General features: G+C 63.9%; 17 protein-coding genes. 8 read left to right on the top strand and 9 right to left on the bottom strand.

Annotated elements, in window-relative coordinates:
• Positions 1–98: 98 nt before the first annotated feature.
• Positions 99–1,709 carry a chloride channel protein gene (locus ACN2XU_RS07950; protein WP_419409887.1) on the top strand — a complete coding sequence of 537 codons (1,611 nt, stop codon included), beginning with the start codon at positions 99–101 and terminating at the stop codon, positions 1,707–1,709.
• Positions 1,710–1,932: 223 nt separating this feature from the next.
• Positions 1,933–2,436: a CHAP domain-containing protein gene (locus ACN2XU_RS07955; protein ID WP_419409888.1), complete on the top strand. Its 504-nt coding sequence runs from the start codon at positions 1,933–1,935 to the stop codon at positions 2,434–2,436.
• A 224-nt stretch (positions 2,437–2,660) separates the two neighbouring features.
• On the opposite strand, the gene ACN2XU_RS07960 is transcribed toward ACN2XU_RS07955, so the two are convergent.
• From ACN2XU_RS07960 to cobS, 7 genes are all read right to left on the bottom strand, one after another.
• A complete protein-coding gene (locus ACN2XU_RS07960; RefSeq protein ID WP_419409994.1) occupies positions 2,661–3,002 on the bottom strand; it encodes a DUF427 domain-containing protein in 342 nt (113 codons plus the stop codon).
• Between the two features lie 103 nt (positions 3,003–3,105).
• Positions 3,106–4,875, bottom strand: a complete 1,770-nt coding sequence (locus tag ACN2XU_RS07965; protein WP_419409889.1) for an aminopeptidase P family protein — start codon at positions 4,873–4,875, stop codon at positions 3,106–3,108.
• Positions 4,876–5,086: 211 nt separating this feature from the next.
• Complete coding sequence (gene cobT, locus ACN2XU_RS07970; protein ID WP_419409890.1) at positions 5,087–6,967, bottom strand: cobaltochelatase subunit CobT; 1,881 nt, start codon at positions 6,965–6,967, stop codon at positions 5,087–5,089.
• 182 nt (positions 6,968–7,149) lie between these two features.
• Entirely contained in the window at positions 7,150–7,623 is a 474-nt protein-coding gene (locus ACN2XU_RS07975) for a hypothetical protein (RefSeq protein WP_419409891.1), read from the bottom strand.
• A gap of 127 nt (positions 7,624–7,750) precedes the next feature.
• Positions 7,751–8,140, bottom strand: coding sequence for a hypothetical protein (locus tag ACN2XU_RS07980; protein WP_419409892.1), 390 nt, complete (start codon positions 8,138–8,140; stop codon positions 7,751–7,753).
• A 208-nt stretch (positions 8,141–8,348) separates the two neighbouring features.
• The gene (locus tag ACN2XU_RS07985; protein ID WP_419409893.1) at positions 8,349–8,831 is read right to left on the bottom strand and encodes a DUF1877 family protein; all 483 of its coding nucleotides are present in this window, start codon (positions 8,829–8,831) and stop codon (positions 8,349–8,351) included.
• Positions 8,832–8,912: 81 nt separating this feature from the next.
• Positions 8,913–9,899 (bottom strand): cobaltochelatase subunit CobS, encoded by a 987-nt coding sequence (gene cobS / locus ACN2XU_RS07990; protein ID WP_419409894.1) that lies wholly within the window; start codon positions 9,897–9,899, stop codon positions 8,913–8,915.
• 235 nt (positions 9,900–10,134) lie between these two features.
• Between cobS and ACN2XU_RS07995 the strand changes: the two genes are divergently transcribed.
• From ACN2XU_RS07995 to msrB, 5 genes are all read left to right on the top strand, one after another.
• A complete protein-coding gene (locus tag ACN2XU_RS07995) occupies positions 10,135–10,701 on the top strand; it encodes a hemerythrin domain-containing protein (protein ID WP_419409895.1) in 567 nt (188 codons plus the stop codon).
• A gap of 371 nt (positions 10,702–11,072) precedes the next feature.
• The gene (locus ACN2XU_RS08000) at positions 11,073–11,624 is read left to right on the top strand and encodes a sigma-70 family RNA polymerase sigma factor (protein WP_419409896.1); all 552 of its coding nucleotides are present in this window, start codon (positions 11,073–11,075) and stop codon (positions 11,622–11,624) included.
• Entirely contained in the window at positions 11,621–12,319 is a 699-nt protein-coding gene (locus tag ACN2XU_RS08005) for an anti-sigma factor (RefSeq protein WP_419409897.1), read from the top strand. Before ACN2XU_RS08000 ends, ACN2XU_RS08005 begins: the two co-directional genes overlap by 4 nt.
• Before the next feature lie 445 nt (positions 12,320–12,764).
• Positions 12,765–13,319, top strand: a complete 555-nt coding sequence (locus ACN2XU_RS08010) for a fasciclin domain-containing protein (RefSeq protein WP_419409898.1) — start codon at positions 12,765–12,767, stop codon at positions 13,317–13,319.
• Positions 13,320–13,617: 298 nt separating this feature from the next.
• The gene (gene msrB / locus ACN2XU_RS08015) at positions 13,618–14,091 is read left to right on the top strand and encodes a peptide-methionine (R)-S-oxide reductase MsrB (RefSeq protein ID WP_419409899.1); all 474 of its coding nucleotides are present in this window, start codon (positions 13,618–13,620) and stop codon (positions 14,089–14,091) included.
• Between the two features lie 352 nt (positions 14,092–14,443).
• Here msrB and ACN2XU_RS08020 read toward each other — a convergent pair whose 3' ends face one another.
• Positions 14,444–15,070: a J domain-containing protein gene (locus tag ACN2XU_RS08020; protein ID WP_419409900.1), complete on the bottom strand. Its 627-nt coding sequence runs from the start codon at positions 15,068–15,070 to the stop codon at positions 14,444–14,446.
• A 716-nt stretch (positions 15,071–15,786) separates the two neighbouring features.
• Here ACN2XU_RS08020 and ACN2XU_RS08025 point away from each other — a divergent pair.
• Positions 15,787–16,506: a PRC-barrel domain-containing protein gene (locus tag ACN2XU_RS08025; protein ID WP_419409901.1), complete on the top strand. Its 720-nt coding sequence runs from the start codon at positions 15,787–15,789 to the stop codon at positions 16,504–16,506.
• A gap of 186 nt (positions 16,507–16,692) precedes the next feature.
• Here ACN2XU_RS08025 and gatB read toward each other — a convergent pair whose 3' ends face one another.
• On the bottom strand, positions 16,693–18,210 hold the full coding sequence (gene gatB, locus ACN2XU_RS08030) for an Asp-tRNA(Asn)/Glu-tRNA(Gln) amidotransferase subunit GatB (RefSeq protein ID WP_419409902.1): 1,518 nt from the start codon (positions 18,208–18,210) through the stop codon (positions 16,693–16,695).
• Positions 18,211–18,237 lie beyond the last annotated feature (27 nt).

Raw genomic sequence — 18,237 nt, forward strand, 5'->3', positions numbered from 1 at the left:
GGCAGGGGGAAGTCGCGGTATAAGGGGACGTGGAATTGTGGAGCTTTGTCCGAAAGCAGGCCGATCTCGGTGCGCTATCTTTTTCGCGCGGTTGGGATATGCTGCGCCACAAGGGCCCGTCACAGTTCCAGTTCTGGCTGATTGCACTGGCGCTCGGGGTGGCCTCCGGTTTCGCAGCCATTCTGTTTCGCTGGTGCATCGAGGCCTTGCAGGCGCTGGTTTATGGCACCCGCGACGTCAACACGTTGCACAGTTTTGCACAGACGCTGCCGTGGATCTGGGTTCTGCTCATTCCGGTTTTTGGCGGTATCATCGTGGGGATCATCCTGCAGAACTTCACCTCCGATGGCCGGGTGCGCTCGGTCGCGGATGTCATCGAGGGCGCGGCGCTCGGCGATGGCCGGGTCGAGCGCAAGGCGGGTGTGGCCTCGGCGCTGTGCTCGCTTGTCACGCTCTCGACCGGCGGCAGCACGGGGCGGGAGGGGCCGGTGGTGCACATTGCCGCGATCTTTGCCAGCTGGATTGCCAACGCGCTGCGGGTGGATGGCATTACCGGACGCGACCTGCTGGGCTGCGCGGTGGCGGCGGCGGTCTCGGCCAGCTTCAATGCCCCCATCGCCGGGGCGCTCTTTGCGCTTGAGGTGGTCTTGCGCCACTTTGCGCTGCATGCCTTTGCGCCGATCGTGGTGGCGAGCGCCGCGGGCACGGTGATCAACCGGCTGTTTTATGGCGATGTCACGGAATTTGTCCTGCCGGGGACCACGACGGTGGAGTTCTACCTCGAATTGCCGGCGTTCTTCCTGCTTGGGCTGATCTGCGGGTTGGTGGCTGTGATCACCATGCGGGCGATCTTCTTTGCCGATGATCTGGAGACTGCGCTGCAGGACCGTATGGGCCTGCCGCGCTGGCTGCGCCCGGCGGTGGCGGGGTTGTTGCTGGGGGCCATCGCCATCCAGTTCCCGCACATCATCGGCGTCGGGTATGAAACCACGAGCCGCGCGCTCTCTGGCGGGTTGTTGCTGCACGAGGCGTTTGTCTTTGCGGTGGTCAAGGTGACGGCAGTAGCGATCACCATGGCGGGGCGCATGGGCGGCGGTATCTTTTCGCCGTCGCTGATGATCGGCGCGCTGACCGGGCTGGTCTTTGCCCATATCGCCACGGGCCTCTTTCCCGAGGCGTCCTCGGCCTTCACGCTTTATGCGCTGGCCGGGATGGGGGCGGTGGCGGCGGCGGTGCTCGGGGCGCCGATCTCGACCACGCTGATCGTCTTTGAACTGACCGGCGACTGGCAGACCGGCCTTGCGGTGATGGTCTGCGTCTCCATGTCCACCGCCTTGGCCAGCCGCCTTGTGGATCGCTCTTTCTTTCTCAGCCAACTGGAGCGGCGCAACGTGCACCTTGCCGCCGGGCCGCAGGCTTACCTGCTGGCGATGTTTCGGGTGCAAGGCGTGATGCGCAAACCGGACGACGCGCGGGCGGCGGACGAACAGGTGTGCCACGACATGATCGAGCAGGGGCTTTACCTGCTGGGCTCTGCCACGCTGGAGACTGCGCTGCCGCGCTTTGACAAGAGCGGCGTGGCCTTCCTGCCGGTGGTGACGCTGGAGGCGGACGGATCGCCGGTGCTGCAGGGGGCGCTGTTCCATGTGGATGCGCTCAAGGCCTACAATCGTGCGCTGGCCGCGACTGCAGCGGAAGAGCATTCCTGAGGCGCGGCCTTGCGCGTGCGGCCGCAGAGGGGGCTCTGCACAACTCCTGCACGAAACGGGCGAAAATTTGCCGAGTGCGTCTCGACAGGCTTTGAAATGGCCAAAATCACGGTAAACACGAGGTTAAGTTACACAACGTGACAGGCGCGTGATGACCTCGACTTCTCCCTCCCGGACCCTTTGCAAAACCGTTGGACTTGGTTTTTTGGTAGTGGGGCTGGCTTTGACAGCCGCCTGTTCGAAGCCCACACGGCACAAGGCCGATATCGTCATGGGCATCCCGGAGGGCGTCGATCTCGACAAGCGGGCGATGGCCCTGCGCGAAGTCGAAACCCTGCAAAACGCCGGCCGCCGGGTGTGGTGCGTGCCGTTCGCCCGCAATGCCTCCGGCGTTCAGATCCGCGGCGACGCGCACACCTGGTGGGCCTCGGCCAAAGGTCTGTACGAGCGCAGCACGCGGCCGCTGGCCGGGGCGGTGATGTCCTTCCGCTCGACCAAGGGGATGTCGCTTGGTCACGTGGCCGTGGTGTCGAAGGTGATTTCGGACCGCGAAGTGCTGATCGACCATGCGAACTGGTCGCGCAACAAGGTCTCGCTTGGCATGTCGGTGATCGACGTATCCGACAACAACGATTGGAGCCACGTGCGCGTGATGTCCACGCCCGGCGCCTATGGCAAGACCTATCCGGTCAACGGCTTCATCTATCCGGACCGCGCAGAGGGCTGACTGCCCGCCGCGTTGGCCTCGGCCGACGGGGCGCTTTGCACATCCCGGGCGGAGGCCGATCTGGCCGGTCGTGTTTCATCCGCTGCGTGACCCCGACAGGGCAGGTCAGGGACGTCGTGCGGCGCGCAGACGCAAGATCGCGGCGGAGCGCCACGCACAGCGAAAAGCAAACGGGCAGACGTTGCCGCCCGCCCGTGTTGCGCAAATCCGGGTTTCTGTGGTGCTCAGACCTGCTCTACGGTCACGCCCTCCTGGGCGTAGAACGCGAGGTGATCCTTGATCGCCGCGACCGCGTCGTTCGGAGACTCGTAGGACCAGACGGCGTTCTCATAGGTCTTTGACTTCGACATGATCGAATAATAGGACGCTTCGCCCTTGAACGGGCAGGTGGTCTTGTGATCCGTGGCGTCCAGAAACGCCATGGCGATGTCGGCGCGCGGAAAGTAGATGACGTAGGGCATGTCGCCCTCGGTCAGTTCCAAGGCGCGGGTGCTTTCGCCGATGACCGCGCCGCCGGCGCGCACAACCCATGTCCCCTCGGCCGGTGTGATCGTGATCTTGCTCATGGTGGTGTCCCCCTGGCTCATGTCTGTCCTCCACTCGGTCGTCTGGATTATTTTATTGCGCGATATTCTGCTCCAAAGACACCGAAGTTGTAACGGTATAGTGTCAAATACTCTGACAGGCCTCTGACAACCACCCCCCTGCGACATCATCGACCAGCGGGCGCACCCGCGTCTCGACCTGCGCGTGGTAGGCGTTGACCCAGTCCCGCTCGTCCTCGGTCAGCATTTCCGCCACGATCAACCGCCGGTCAATCGGCACCCAGGTCAGGGTTTCAAATCGGTATTGCTGCGGGATCGTCTGGCCGGGATGAGCCGGGGCCTCCTCTACCGCTATCAGGTTCTCGATACGGATGCCATAGGCGCCTTCGCGGTAGAAACCCGGCTCGTTCGACAGGATCATGCCCGGCTCGAACGGCACGGTGCCTGCCCGGCTGATCCGCGCGGGCCCTTCGTGCACGCAAAGATAGGAGCCAACGCCATGGCCGGTGCCATGACCATAGTCCAGCCCGGCCTGCCAGAGCGCGTGCCGCGCAAACGGATCAATGTCCTGCCCGGTCAGCCCCTTCGGAAAGCGCAGCGTGGAAATGGCAATCATGCCTTTGAGAACACGGGTGAAGTTCTGCCGTTCCTCGTCGCCGACGGTGCCGATGGCCACGGTCCGCGTGATGTCGGTGGTGCCATCCACATACTGCCCGCCACTGTCCACCAGCAGCAGTTCGCCCGCCTGCAGGGGGCGGTCCGTGCCTTCCGTCACCCGGTAATGCACGATGGCGCCATGCGGGCCGGAGCCGCTGATTGTCTCGAAGCTGATGTCGCGCAGGGCGTTGGTGGCGCGGCGCTCTTCTTCGAGCCGCTGAACCACGGAAATCTCGGTCAGATCGCCCGGCGCCTCGCGGTCGAGCCAGGCCAGAAAGCGCACCATCGCCGCCGCATCGCGCAGATGCGCCGCGCGGCTGCCCTCCAGCTCGACGGCGTTCTTGCGCGCCTTGGGCAGGATGCACGGATCAGCCCCCTCGACGACCTCGCGACCGTCGAGCGCGTCGAGCACCGCGACCGGGCAGGTGGCCGGATCGATCTGCACCGGGCCGCCGAGGCCGTGCAAGGCGTCTTCGAAGGCGTCGACCGGCCGCACCGTGACCGCCGCGCCGAGATGATCGCGCACATCGGTCAGCTTGGCCTCGGCCATGAACAGCGTCACGGTTTCATCGGCATGCAGCAGGGCAAATCCATGCGGGACGGGGTTGCGCGGAATGTCACTGCCGCGAATGTTCAAAAGCCAGGCGATGCTGTCGGGCAGGGTGATCACCGCGGCTGCGGCCTTGCCGAGCGACGCGGCCAGACGCGCGATCTTGGCCTCATGCGGCTCGCCGGACAGGCTCACCGGCTGCGCGAACACGGCCCCCATGGGCGGGGCGGGGCGGTCGGTCCAGACCACATCGACGAGGTTTGCGCAGCGCTCAAGCGCCACACCCGCCGTCTCCAGCGCGCGCATCTGATCCACGGTCAAAAGCCATGGATCAAAGCCGATGACGCCCTTTGGCAGGGCTTTGCCGATCCAGTCCGCAAGGCTGGTCTCCGGCCAGTCGACCTTTTCGAACACCTCCGCCACCTGCGCCTTGACCTGCACGCGGTAACGCCCGTCCACGAAGACCGCCGCGCGCTCGGCCAGTGCGACGGCCCAGCCTGCGGAGCCGGTAAACCCGGTTAGCCAGGACAGCCGCTCATCGGCGGGGGCGACGTATTCGCCCTGAAAAGCATCGGCTCTCGGCACCAGGAACCCGTCGACGCCAGCCTCGGCCATCGCCGCGCGCAGCGCCGTCAGACGCGCCGGGCCGGTGTCGGGGGAGGCGGTTTCGGTGAAAGTCTGGAACATGGCGCTCTCCTGCAAAATTCAGCGCGATCTTAGTCATTCGTGGCGCAGACACCAGCCGCAGAGACGGCCCTGATCACTCCGCGCGCGGCGGGCGTGTTCATGTCTTCGGTCCCGAGAGACCTCGGGGCGGGGGGCAGGGCCGCCGACACGATAACACCACACCCGACAGGGCGCGGGCCGGCTTGCCAAAGCCAGACACCCCCCCCTGCGATCAGGCGCTGCGTTTGATGCCCATGACCCGGGCGCGGGCGCGCGGATCGCTGTCGAACAGCGAGGCAAGCTGCTCGGTCATCGCGCCCGCCAGCTGCTCTACATCGGTGATCGTCACCGCGCGGTCATAATACCGCGTCACATCGTGGCCGATACCGATGGCCAGAAGTTCGACCTGCCGCCGCTTTTCGACCATGGCGATCACGTCGCGCAGGTGCTTTTCAAGGTAATTTGCCGGGTTCACCGACAGCGTGCTGTCATCCACCGGCGCGCCATCGGAAATCACCATCAGGATCTTGCGCGCCTCGGGACGCACCACCATCCGCCGGTGCGCCCATTCCAGCGCCTCACCGTCGATGTTTTCTTTCAGCAGGCCCTCTTTCATCATCAGGCCAAGGTTGTCGCGTGTGCGCCGCCAGGGTGCATCCGCCCCCTTGTAAATGATGTGCCGCAGATCGTTCAGACGCCCCGGCTGCTGCTCGCGGCCCGCGTTCAGCCAGGCCTCGCGCGCCTGACCGCCTTTCCACGCGCGGGTGGTAAAGCCGAGGATCTCGACCTTCACGTTACAGCGCTCCAGCGTCCGCGCCAGAACATCCGCACAGATCGCCGCGATGGAAATCGGCCGCCCGCGCATGGAGCCGGAATTGTCCAGCAGCAGCGTCACCACCGTGTCGCGGAATTCCATGTCCTTCTCGACCTTGAAGCTCAGCGGCGTGGTCGGGTTGGCCACCACCCGCGCCAGACGTCCGGCATCGAGAATGCCTTCCTCCCGGTCGAATTCCCAGCTGCGGTTCTGCTGCGCCTGCAGGCGTCGCTGCAGCTTGTTGGCAAGGCGGCTGACCGCGCCCTTCAGCGGCTCCAGCTGCTGATCGAGATAGGCGCGAAGCCGCTCCAGCTCCGCCGCTTCCGCCAACTCTTCGGCGAGGATTTCTTCGTCGTGATCCGTCGAATACACCCGGTAATCCGGATCGGCATCGGAGAAGGCGGCAGGCGGCGGCGGGTCCAGCGGCGCTTCGCCCTCCGGCATTTCCGTCTCGTCGCCAAGCTCCTGATCCGCAGCCTCGTCCATCGACACCTGAGCCTGGCTCGGGTCCATGGTTTCTTCCTGCGACTGCTCCGGCGAGGCATCGGCCTCTTCGCCCTCGTCCTCGTCGTTGCCGTTGGAATCCGGCTGCTGCTCGTCGTCCTGGCCGTCTTCCTGCCCGTCGTCTTCGGCCTCGTCGTCCAGTTGATCCGGGTCATCGCCCAGCTGATCGCCATAGCCGAGATCGGAAATCATCTGCCGCGCAAGCTTGGCAAAGGCGGATTGGTCGCTGAGCACCGCATCGAGGTTTTCAAGCGTCCCGCTCGCCTGCTTTTCCATGAAGCCGCGCCAGAGGTTCATGACGTTCGCCGCCTCGGGCGGCAGCGCGCGACCCGTGGCCAGATGGCGGATCAGGTATCCGGCGGCAACCGGCATGGGCGCCTCGGAGGCTTCCTTGATCTGGCCGTAGCCGCGTTTGACCGCCTCGGCGCCGATCTTGGCGTCGATGTTCCCGGCGGTGCCCGGCATGTCGCGGGCGCCCATCGCCTCGCAGCGCGCGGTTTCCATCGCTTCGTACAATTCGCGCGCCATATCGCCCGGCGGGGCATAACGCGCATGGGTTCCATTGTCGTGATAGCGGCGGTGCAGGGCAAGCGCATCCGCCGTGCCCCGTGCCATCAGAACCTCCGCGCGCGTCATCCGCCGCGACACCTGCGGCAGGCGCATCGCATCGCCGGACATCCCCGCGGGATCAACGCTGTAGGAAACGGTCAGGTCCGGATCGTCGGCCATGACCTTGGTGGCCTCTGCGAGGGCCTTCTTGAAGGGATCTGCGGGGTTGTCGGATTGCTGAGCCATACGCCACATTTCTCCCGAGTTCAGGCAATTGGCAAGGGGGCGCGGTATGAAAAACGCGCGCAAACCTCTCGCGCGGTCGCTTGGGGCAATCGGGGCAGGGGCTTGCCCGCCCGGCACCGACCCGGCTCAGGGCGGCGTTTTACCCGTCGCGCGCCCTCAATCCGGGTTCGGCGGCAGCTGCGTCAGCTGCGTTCCAGTGCGGCCTTCATCTCGTCGCGCATGTCGCTGCAGAAGGCGAAATTCGCCCGGACCGCCTCATCGAGAAGCTCGCCACGGCTGGCCTGATTGTGCTGAAACCGCTCAAGATACACCGCGCTGACTGCCTTCACGAAGGGCACGGTGAAGGCCAGCGCTGTCTCCTGGTCTTCATCGGCGGCCTTGCGGCGGGTCATCATGGCATAGAACACCATCTCCTCTTCCAGTTCCGAGAAGGTGGTTTTGGCGTTGCTGCCGTCGGGTGCGGCGATGCGCAGTGCCGCCACCAGCCCGGCACAGGCCACCGGTGCCTTGGCCTTGCCCGCCGGTTCCACGGTTTCGTCGATGCGCGTCTGAAACTCCGCCGGGCTCAGCGCGCTGCCTTCGGCCGCAGCGGCCTGCGTGAACGGTGTCAGGCAGAGAAGCGTGGCGGTAACCACGCGGGGGATCTGTGTCATCATCGGTCTGGTGTCCTGCTCAGGGAAGCCCGTCGCGTCGCGGGCCTTGAAAGCAGGGTAGCACGCGGCGCGCGGGCACGAAACCGCCGCGCGTCCGGATCGGCAAAGCCCGGCCTACACCGCGCCCGTGTCAGCTCAGAACCAGCATCCGGCAGGAGGTCATCAGCCGCTGGGCGCTGGCCTGCGCATGACGCGCCTGTCGCCGGTCGGTGGCAAAACTGGCCAGAGACAGCAACCGCGCCTGCGCGAATTTGGCCTCGATCCGGATATGAAGAACCTGCGCGCTGCTCAGACCGGCCTGCTTCGCGTCTGGCGCCACAGCCTCCAGCAGGGCCTCGAACATCTGCCGCCGCGCCAGCGCGTCGGCACCATCGCGGCCCAACAGCCATTCATGTTCCATCGTGGCGGAATAGCGCCCGAGGCAAGAGGCAAAGCGCTGCGCCTGATCGCGCACATCGTTGGGCATGGCATTCAAGCCCGTGCCGCAGCTGAGCATGAGGCTCAGAAATATGATTTTCAAACCGCCCATATTTTGGACGGTACATCAAATGTTCTGCTGTCTGGTTAATCGGCACTGAAACTTTTCGACAAAGTGTCCTCAAATCCACAGGCTTTACCGGCTGTGCGCGTCTTTGGCTGCCAATGCCTTGGGGGCGTCTTGCGCAGGCAAAGGCAGGCAAACACCGAAAAAGGCGGTGCAAGAATCGTCACCCGCGCCGGCGCATGGCTCAGGTCATGGTCATCAGGACCGCCTGATCCGCCTCTGCCGCTGCGGTGATGAAATCGCGGATCGTGCCGAAGGCCCCGCGCACCAGCCCGTCTTCGGCCTCGGTGGCAGGCTTGTGGTAGATCTCCACATCCCCGTGCAACGCCGCCAGACGCGCATCAAGCACCGTATGGGGCAGGGCGGCGAGATGCGCCTGCGCCGCCTTTACCGCCTCCGCAGAGAGCAGCCGGGGTGGGTCTTCCTCCGGGTGGATCTCATGCCAGAGGTCGCCGCCGATCAGGAAACCGCCGGGCAGCGTCCGATCCCAGTCTGTCCCGGTCGACAGATAATGCACCACGTGCCAATCGTCGAAGAAGTGCAGCACCTCCGGCCCTTCGAGAAGGGTGATGCCCTTGAGGCCAAGAGCAAACTCGGCGGCCTCGTCCCCCGGCTCCTGCGGGGCGTCCTCTGGCGCAAAGCGCCGCAATGTCATGGATACGCTCATGTGCGTCTCTCCTGCTTCAAAAAAGAAAACGCCCCGGCAAGGGGGCGCTTTCAATCCGGTTGGTCGGCCGAAGGGCCCCGCTCAGCCGAGGCTGAGGCTCGCGGCGCTTTCGGGCAGCTCTTCGTCAAAGCAACGCTGGTAGAACTCGGCCACGGTCTGGCGCTCAAGCTCGTCGCATTTGTTGAGGAAGGACAAGCGGAAGGCATAGCCAACATCGCGGAAGATCTCCGCGTTCTGCGCCCAGGCGATGACGGTGCGCGGCGACATGACGGTGGACAGCTCGCCATTCATGAAGGCCCGGCGGGTGAAATCGGCCACCGTCACCATCTGGCGAATGGTCTTGCGACCCTTCTCGTTGTTGTAATGCGGTGCCTTGGACAGCACGATGCTCGTCTCCGCGTCGATCGAGAGGTAGTTGAGTGTCGCAACAAGGCTCCAACGGTCCATCTGGCCCTGGTTGATCTGCTGCGTGCCGTGATAGAGGCCGGTGGTGTCGCCGAGGCCCACGGTGTTGGCGGTGGCGAAGATGCGGAAATACTTGTGCGGGGTGATGACCTTGTTCTGATCGAGCAGCGTCAGCTTGCCGTCGGTTTCCAGCACCCGCTGGATCACGAACATCACATCCGCGCGGCCCGCGTCATATTCGTCGAACACGATCGCCGTCGGCGTGCGCAGCGCCCAGGGCAGGATGCCCTCCTGGAATTCCGTGACCTGCTTGCCCTCGACCAGCTTGATGGCGTCCTTGCCGATCAGGTCGATCCGGGAAATATGGCTGTCGAGGTTCACCCGGACGGCGGGCCAGTTCAACCGCGCCGCGACCTGTTCGATATGAGTCGATTTGCCGGTGCCGTGATAGCCCTGGATCATCACGCGGCGGTTGTTGCGGAACCCGGCTAGGATGGCGAGCGTGGTATCGGGGTCGAACTTGTAGGTCGAATCCATGTCCGGCACGCGGTCGGTCGCATCGGGAAAGCCGTGCACAACCATGTCAGTGTCGATGCCAAAGACCTCCCGAACCGAAATTTCTTCGGTTGGCTTTGCATTGATGTCGATTTCACCACTGGCCATCTTTGGTCCCGTCCTTCTTTCACCGGTCGTCTGTTCGGCCCGTGGTGCAACATATCCGAACGAGGGGCAAGAGGCTCTCGTGTCCCACAGCCCAAGAATGCCGCCCCTGAGTATGCCGGCGCCGATGCTCTGAGCGGACGCGCGGGCCTGCCGACAGCGCATGGCTGCCATGCCGCCGGGCCGACTGGTGCCGCCGCTCACCCGGCCCCACCTCTTTGCGGAAAGGAGCGGACCGATGCTCGATACCTATCACATTCGCACCAACGACATGCCTGCAGAGATGCAGATCCTGCTTGATCGCTATCCGCGCGACAGCTGGGAGGCACATCCGGGGTTCCGGGAAAAGACCCGGCACTGGCTCGGTGCCCATCAAGGCTTCCGCCGGGTGGCGGAACGCATTCGCCTTGATACCGAGGCGCTGTTGAACAAGGACATTGCCCTGGATGATTACGTGGGGCGCCTGTCCTATTTCGGCGGTAATCTGGTCGGCAACCTGCATGGGCATCATGGCTGGGAAGATCACAGCTATTTCCCCGAGCTTGCGGCGGCGGATCCCCGATTCGACGCAGGGCTTGCGGTTCTGGAACAGGATCATGCGGATCTGGACCGGGTTCTGGACGATTTCACCCGCCGGGCAAACCGCGTGATCAAACTGTCGGATCTCGATGCGACGCAGGCGTTGGACGAGGCGGGGACGGTGCATGACACCGGGTCTGTCATCGAAGCGTTTCTGAAACGGCACCTGACCGATGAAGAAGAGCTGGCCGTGCCCATCATCCTGCATCACCGCCTCAGGGGGTGACATCCGCCGCAGGGGCCAGCCCTCCAAGGCAAGACGACGCCGCGTGCGGGTACGATCCGTGCGCGGCGTCCGCGCAGTGCCGCGGCCCCGCTGCGCCATCGGTGGCGCGGCGCGTCCGGCAGGGCCGCATCCCGCGCCCCGGTCGCGGCGCGGATCTGCCGGTGACAGTCGTTGCGGGGCACTGGCCCGAAACAGGCGTGGGCCAGAAGACTGCCGTCAGGCGTTCGACGCTTGCCCGTCTGTACCGGGACACATACAGGCGGTGCCCTGCAAATGCGCCACGGGCGGGCGGCCTTGGGAAAACCACCCCTTGCAACGGTCACGCAACGTGCCATCTTGCCCGAAGCGGTGGAAGGAGCGCACGGGTCGGAATGACACCTCAGGAAGAGATCGAAGAGCTGATCGCGCGCATTTCCATGGGCGACAGGAAAGCCTTTGCCACGCTGTATTCCCGCACATCGCCGAAACTCTTTGGCGTTGCCTTGCGTGTGTTGAAGCAAGACGCGCTGGCTGAAGAGGTTCTGCAGGAGGTGTTCCTGCGGATCTGGGATCGGGCCGGGCAATACCGCGCCAATGGATATTCGCCGATGACATGGCTGATCACAGTGACAAGGAACGCCGCCATCGACCGGCTGCGCCGCCTCAGGGCGCAAGGTCAGCAGAGCGATATCGGCGATCTTGCAGAACGGCTCACCGAGCCGGGCCCCGGCCCGGAGGCGCAGGCCGTTGCGCGTGACGAGGCGCGCCTGCTGCACCAGTGCCTTGCGGAACTTCCGCCCGATCGCGCGGAGATGGTGCGCGGCGCCTATCTGGATGGCGACACCTATGCCGATATCGCCGAGGCCACGGGGATCAAGCTGAACACCGTGCGCACATGGCTGCGCCGCAGCCTGATGCAACTGAGGGAGTGCCTGGGCGGATGAGCGACATGCAAGACACCGATCAGCCCGGCGACCGGGAGGCCCTGGCGGCCGAATACGTGCTTGGCCTGTTGTCTGGCGACGAGGCCGCGCGATTCGAGTCGCAAATGGCCGAAGACCCCGAGCTTGAGCAGGATGTCGCGGCCTGGGCGGAGTATTTCACCCGGTTCACCGACAGCGTGGACGAGGTGACGCCGCCGCCGCAGCTCTGGCGCCGCATCGAGGCCGCCGCGTTCGGGCGCGAGACGCGCAAGCCCATGTGGCAATTGCTCTGGCCCTATGCCGCAGGGGCGGTCGCCGCCTCTGTACTGGCGTTCGCGGTCTACAACACCGGTCTGCTGGACATGACCCCGCAGCCGCATCTCTATGCGGATCTGGTCGCCGAGGAGCAGGGCTATGTCCTGCTGGCCCATTGGGCGCCGGACAGCGAAACCTTCATGCTGCGCCGCGATCAGGGCGGCTTTCCGCAAGACAACGCCATCGAAATCTGGGTAATCCCGGGGCCGAACAGCGCCCCGATCTCCGTTGGTCTCATGGCCGAGGCGGGGCTGACGCAGATCCCGGTGCCCGAGGCCCTTATCCCGGTCATGACGCCGGGCGCTACCGTGGCACTCTCGCTGGAGCCATTGGGCGGCTCGCCCACCGGCGCACCGACCGGCCCGATCCTGGCCACCGGCCCCTTGGGCATCCGCAGCTGACAACGCATGTCCGGCGCAGGCCGCTGATGTCGGTCGCGCGGATGGTGCCATGGGGAACGGCGGCGGTCTCTCAGCTCTGTCGGGGCAGGGAGTTTGGACGCGGCGGTGCCGATATGGGGATCGGTCCCGGCCTCACGGGCGCAACGGCAGCCTCCGGGGTCGTCGGCCCGCTCAGCCTGACGACCTCGGGCCTCTCGACCAAACTCCAATCAATCAGACCGTGAGCGCACGGGCGGCGGCAAGGCGGCCGCATCGCTGCCTGTGATGGCCTTTGCGCAAGGGGCGGTCCGGGGATTGCGGGCCTGCCGCAGCCCTGCGCCGATCCCGCCGCGACGGGGCGCAAAAAAAATTTGAAGAATTTTGAAACTCCACCCGGCGCGCCTTCGTGGCTTCCTGTGACCCGGCCGAAACGGTGCGGGAAAACAGACAGAACGGAGATTGAAACATGAACCGCCTTTCCACCATTGCCTATGCCACCAGCATTGCCCTCGTCGCCACGGCGTCCTTCGCCGCAGAGAACCCGATGGTCGGCGGCGCGCCGATGTTTGCCAACAAGACCATCGTCGAAAACGCGGTCAACTCGAAGGACCACGAAACCCTCGTTGCCGCCGTCAAGGCCGCCGACCTTGTGGACACGCTGAACTCCGAAGGCCCGTTCACCGTCTTCGCCCCGACCGATGCCGCCTTTGACAAGATCTCCGACGAGAGCCTCGCACAGCTGCTGATGCCCGAGAACAAGGCGCAGCTGGCCCAGATCCTCACCTGCCACGTGGTCGCCACCAATGCGCTCTCCGGCGCCATTGCCGGGATGATCGCCGATGACGGCGGCATGCACCCGGTGCCCACCGTGGGCGGCTGTACCCTGCAGGCCCAGATGAAGGGCGACAAAATCACGCTCACCGATGAAAACGGTCGGATGGCCACCGTGACCATCGCCGACGTGCGTCAATCCAACGGCGTGATTCACGTCATCGACCGCGTCCTGTTGCCTGCCCAGTAAGAGGCAGGAGCGGAGGCGTGGTTCGGTTAAGCGTTTGACTTGATACCTGTTCCCACGTCTCCCCGTGCCGGGGGCACCCCCTTGCGTCCCCGGCACGTTTTTGCGCGTTTGCATCTGTTCATGCCCGTGTGTTCGGGGCCGGCCCCCGTCGACACTCGCGCAATCGTGCACCCACCCCGACTTGCCCTGTCGGCTCCGGGCACGCATTTTGAATATTATCCCGATGACCGGCGTCACGCCGGCGCCTTACACCCTGCGCCCGCCCTTCGGGGCCAACCGAACAAAGGACAGGCCCGCCATGATCCGCAGAACCTTTCTCACCCGCGCCGCCGCCGCGGCCGCCGCCCTTGGTCTCGCCGCGCCTCTACGCGCCGCCTCGGACCGCTTCGAAGTGACCCGGAGCACGGCCGAGTGGAAAGCCATGCTCAGCGATCTGGAATATGCTGTCATGCGCGAGGAGGCGACCGAACGCGCGTTCACATCACCGCTCAATGACGAGAAGCGCGCGGGGACCTTCCTGTGCCGGGGCTGCGATCTGCCGCTCTATCCCTCGAAGACCAAATTCGACAGCGGCACCGGCTGGCCCTCGTTCTGGGATGCGCTTCCGAATGCCATCGAAACCAAGGCCGACCGGTCGCTCTTCGGGGTGCGCACCGAATGTCACTGCCGCCGCTGCGGCTCGCACCTGGGACATATTTTCGACGATGGCCCGCCGCCCACCGGCAAACGGCACTGCATCAACGGTGTCTCGCTCAAATTCCGCGCCGCTTGATCCATTCGGGGCGTTCTTGACCGGCAGCTGCGTTCCCTCCGCGGCTGCCGGTCTTTTTTTGACTGTTTTCAAAGGAAGATAACGGGGCTGGCGGGAGCGGAACGCTTTGCTGTGGCGGGCGCCGCACCGGTGGTCCGGTCTGGTCGCCCGCCACTGTCCGTGAGTGGATTTTGATCCGCCGCTGGGGAGTTGCCGCGCATTAGCATCAGGGTACAGCAACCATAGCGTGTGCGTCCAGAAAAATCTCACTCGGCTTTGCTGTCTCAGAGCTTTTTCGCCGGTGGGACACAGGATGATGCGCAAGAAAAAGGCCCGCCCCGGCGGGGCAGGCCTTTGAGTGATCGTGCTGCGTTCACTTGAAGCTGCGCGAGTCCTTGATCTGATCCCAGGCCCAAACCACCTGCTGCAGCTGCTCTTCCTGGGAGCGGTCGCCGCCGTTCATGTCGGGGTGCAGGACCTTGATGAGTTTCTTGTAGGCTTTGCGAATCTCCGCCTTTGTCATGGTGTCTTCGGCTTCAAGGATGTCGATGGCCTTGCGTTCGGTCGGCGGCAATTTGCGCCCACCCCCCGGTTTGTTGCGTCCGGGGTTGCGCGTGGCGTTATCGCCGAGAACCTGATGCGGGTCCTCGATGCCAAGCCGCGCCCAGGCCTTGGCCTCCGGATCGCGCCATTCCTTAGTCTTGCGCTCCCAGACCTTGTCCGCGCTCTCCTGGGCGTTCATCTCGGCCTCGGTCTTGCCGTCGAAGAAACTCCACTTCGCGTTGTATTCCCGCACATGCTCGCGACAGAACCAGAAGAAATCATCCAGCACATCCGGCGCCTTGGGCGCGCGGAATTTCCCCGGCTCGTCGCAGCCTTCATGGTCGCACACCCGCGTGGAGGTTTCCTGCTCCCCGGTCATGCTCCTGCGGCCGCGCGGGTTCTTTTTCTTCGCGGATTTGATCGACATGTCAAAGCCGAAGGGGTCTGATCTGCTCATGGTCCACACCTATTCGAGTCGGAGGCCAGAGTTTAGACTAATCGGCGCGAGTTTACAGGGGGCAGGCCGGGAAAAATGCTTTGTTTCGTTCACATTCTGTCCAGCGGATACATGGCGCGGCACCGGCGGCAGGTCGACCAAATAGGGGCGGGCCAAACCGGCCGCGCCCCTGATGGAAAAAACAAACGGATCAAATCCCCCTGTCGCAATCGTTATTATTGGCCCTTGAAAACCACTGGGCGGTTGGCTCTATGCGCTGCCAACACCAGAACTTTACCAAATGGTTTACGTTTGGTGAAGTCAGGGATTCCTTACGTTGGGGGAAGCGCCAGGACGGTTGCTGCCACTGCGCAAAACGCCGTCAGCGCTGCAAACACCGTGCGCACCCTGTGCGTGTGTCGCTCATCGGCAGGTTTCCGCCCCTGAGCGCACTGATCGGAAATCCGCCGAGCGCTGCCGAGCGGCGCATTTCGCCGGTGAATTTGCGATGCCAATTTGGGTCGAAAAGGAAAAAACGATATCAATTCTTGCCGTGGTCCGGGGGCGGCGAATGCAGCGCGATCGGTCTGTTTTCATAGCCTGTTTCGTCCGATATGCCTCGGATCGCGGATCCTGGTTCCCGACAGTTTTCGCACGTAGGCGGAAACCCCCACACGGATTTCGCAGTTTTCCTTCCATCAACTCCTCGACCTGAGGAAAGACGAAAGGAAGAGACAATGACCTTCAAGACACTTTTGATGAGCACCGCGCTTGTATCCCTTCTGTCCGCCCCGGCCATGGCGCAGGACACGACATTGACCCAGGATCCGACGACGGATCCAGCCCCGCAGATGCAGTCGGAGGCGGACGTGACCGACGGCCAGATGGCTGCTGAGGCCAATGAACCGATGAGCATCGAGGAAATGACCGTTGATCAGTTCATCGGGCTCGACGTTCAGAGCGCCGATGGCGAAGATGTCGGGGAAATCGACTATGTGATCGGCGGCCTCGACGGCGGCGAAGCACAGGCCGTGATCGGCATCGGCGGGTTCCTTGGCCTCGGTGAATACACCGTCGCCCTGCCAATCAGCGCCTTTGATTTCAATTCGGTGGAGCGCATCCTTGTGGTCAACGCATCCGAACAGGAGCTGCGCGACACGCCGGAATTCGACGAATCCGGTGCCGAGAGCGTCGATGGCTCAATCTTGATGGCTGAGCTGATGGGCGCGCCGGAAGACGCAGGGACAGAGACCGGCATGACTGATGACAGCGGCATGAGCGGCGAGTCGACTGCGGATGATGCGACCATGGCGGACGAACCGGCGACGGATGATGCGCCCGCCATGGAGGAGGAAACCATGGAGAAAGACTCCACCGCACCGGCCGAAGAGCCGATTCAGGAAGAGGGCGCCACCACCGAGCCCGAGACTGAAACGGAGACCGAAACCAACAACTGATGGTTTTTCTTAGAAAGCAGGCCCCCGTTGCAGATGGCAGCGGGGGCCTTGTCATCTCAGTCCGGGTCAAACCCGCCGATGTGTCGTAGCGGTCCAGAGGTCGCAAGAGCGACAATAGGCGTATCTTTCCCGTACTCCCTGCGAAGTAGCCGTCCGACCGGGTTCGGCCGAAAGGCGGTCCCCTTCTTACTCGGCGAGTTTCTTCGCCACCAACTCATTGACCGACTTGGGGTTTGCCTTGCCGCCCGTGGCTTTCATGACCTGACCGACAAACCATCCGGCAAGCTTCGGGTTTTGCTTGGCTTTTTCCACCTGATCGGGATTTGCCGCAATGATCTCGTCAACCGCGGCCTCGATGGCGCCGGTGTCCGTGACCTGCTTCATGCCACGCTCTTCGACGAGCACTTCGGGATCGCCGCCCGTCGTGTAGACGATCTCGAACAGGTCCTTGGCGATCTTGCCGCTGATGGCATCGGATTTGATCAGCTTGATGATCCCGGCCAGTTGCGCCGGGCTGACCGGGCTGTCCTCGATCGAGTGATCTTCCTTCTTCAGGCGACCGAACAGCTCGTTGATCACCCAGTTCGCCGCCAGCTTGCCGTCGCCCGCCGCTCCCGCGACCTCTTCGAAATAGGCGGCGTTCACCACTTCGGCGGTCAGCACGGAGGCATCGTATTCCGACAGGCCGAAATCCTTGACGAAACGCGCTTTTTTCGCGTCCGGCAGTTCCGGCAACGTGGCCTCGATATCGTCGACCCAGGCCTGTTCGATTTCCAGCGGCAGCAGGTCGGGATCGGGGAAGTAGCGGTAGTCATGCGCCTCTTCCTTGGAGCGCATCGAGCGCGTCTCGTTCTTGTCCGCGTCGTACAGGCGCGTTTCCTGATCAATCGAACCGCCCGCTTCGAGGATCGCGATCTGGCGCTTGGCCTCATAGTCAATCGCCATCTGGATAAAGCGCATGGAGTTCATGTTCTTGATCTCGCAGCGCGTGCCAAGATGCGAAAAGTCCTGCGTTTCCTGGTATTTCTCGTACTGGCCGGGGCGGCAGACAGACACGTTCACATCGGCGCGCATATTGCCGTTCTGCATGTTGCCATCGCAGGTGCCGAGATAGCGCAGGATCTGCCGCAGCTTGGCCAGATAGGCCGCCGCTTCCTCCGGCCCGCGGATGTCGGGGCGGCTGACGATCTCCATCAGCGCCACACCGGTGCGGTTGAGATCAACAAAAGACATGTTCGGGTCCATGTCATGGATCGATTTGCCCGCGTCCTGCTCGACGTGAATGCGCTCGATGCGCACCTTGCGGGCCACCCCCGGCTCCATATCCACGATCACCTCGCCTTCACCCACAAGCGGATGATAAAGCTGGGAAATCTGGTAGCCCTGCGGCAGATCCGGGTAGAAATAGTTCTTGCGGTCAAAGGCTGATTTCAGGTTGATTTCTGCCTTCAGGCCCAGACCGGTGCGCACCGCCTGTTCGATGCAGTATTCGTTGATGACAGGCAGCATCCCCGGCATCGCCGCGTCCACAAAGGCCACGTTCGAGTTCGGCTCGGCACCGAATTTGGTCGAGGCGCCGGAGAACAGCTTGGCCTTGGAGGCAACCTGTGCGTGCACCTCCATGCCGATGACCAGTTCCCAATCATGCTTGGCCCCGGCAATGACCTTGGGCTTGGGGGATTCAAAGGACAGGTGATCCAGCATGAGGCGCTCCTTGGCTCGCAATCGCCC

The organism is Pacificoceanicola niger, assembly GCF_048553275.1.
Classification (GTDB): Bacteria; Pseudomonadota; Alphaproteobacteria; order Rhodobacterales; family Rhodobacteraceae; genus Pacificoceanicola.

What these genes read in the sequence shown, in the direction of transcription:
- ACN2XU_RS07950 (WP_419409887.1), top strand. Translation starts at nt 99, where the DNA reads ATGCTGCGCCACAAGGGCCCGTCACAGTTCCAGTTCTGGCTGATTGCA.
- ACN2XU_RS07960 (WP_419409994.1), bottom strand. Translation starts at nt 3,002, where the DNA reads ATGAGCAAGATCACGATCACACCGGCCGAGGGGACATGGGTTGTGCGC.
- ACN2XU_RS07965 (WP_419409889.1), bottom strand. Translation starts at nt 4,875, where the DNA reads ATGTTCCAGACTTTCACCGAAACCGCCTCCCCCGACACCGGCCCGGCG.
- cobT (WP_419409890.1), bottom strand. Translation starts at nt 6,967, where the DNA reads ATGGCTCAGCAATCCGACAACCCCGCAGATCCCTTCAAGAAGGCCCTC.
- ACN2XU_RS07975 (WP_419409891.1), bottom strand. Translation starts at nt 7,623, where the DNA reads ATGATGACACAGATCCCCCGCGTGGTTACCGCCACGCTTCTCTGCCTG.
- ACN2XU_RS07985 (WP_419409893.1), bottom strand. Translation starts at nt 8,831, where the DNA reads ATGAGCGTATCCATGACATTGCGGCGCTTTGCGCCAGAGGACGCCCCG.
- cobS (WP_419409894.1), bottom strand. Translation starts at nt 9,899, where the DNA reads ATGGCCAGTGGTGAAATCGACATCAATGCAAAGCCAACCGAAGAAATT.
- ACN2XU_RS07995 (WP_419409895.1), top strand. Translation starts at nt 10,135, where the DNA reads ATGCTCGATACCTATCACATTCGCACCAACGACATGCCTGCAGAGATG.
- ACN2XU_RS08000 (WP_419409896.1), top strand. Translation starts at nt 11,073, where the DNA reads ATGACACCTCAGGAAGAGATCGAAGAGCTGATCGCGCGCATTTCCATG.
- ACN2XU_RS08005 (WP_419409897.1), top strand. Translation starts at nt 11,621, where the DNA reads ATGAGCGACATGCAAGACACCGATCAGCCCGGCGACCGGGAGGCCCTG.
- ACN2XU_RS08010 (WP_419409898.1), top strand. Translation starts at nt 12,765, where the DNA reads ATGAACCGCCTTTCCACCATTGCCTATGCCACCAGCATTGCCCTCGTC.
- msrB (WP_419409899.1), top strand. Translation starts at nt 13,618, where the DNA reads ATGATCCGCAGAACCTTTCTCACCCGCGCCGCCGCCGCGGCCGCCGCC.
- ACN2XU_RS08020 (WP_419409900.1), bottom strand. Translation starts at nt 15,070, where the DNA reads ATGAGCAGATCAGACCCCTTCGGCTTTGACATGTCGATCAAATCCGCG.
- ACN2XU_RS08025 (WP_419409901.1), top strand. Translation starts at nt 15,787, where the DNA reads ATGACCTTCAAGACACTTTTGATGAGCACCGCGCTTGTATCCCTTCTG.
- gatB (WP_419409902.1), bottom strand. Translation starts at nt 18,210, where the DNA reads ATGCTGGATCACCTGTCCTTTGAATCCCCCAAGCCCAAGGTCATTGCC.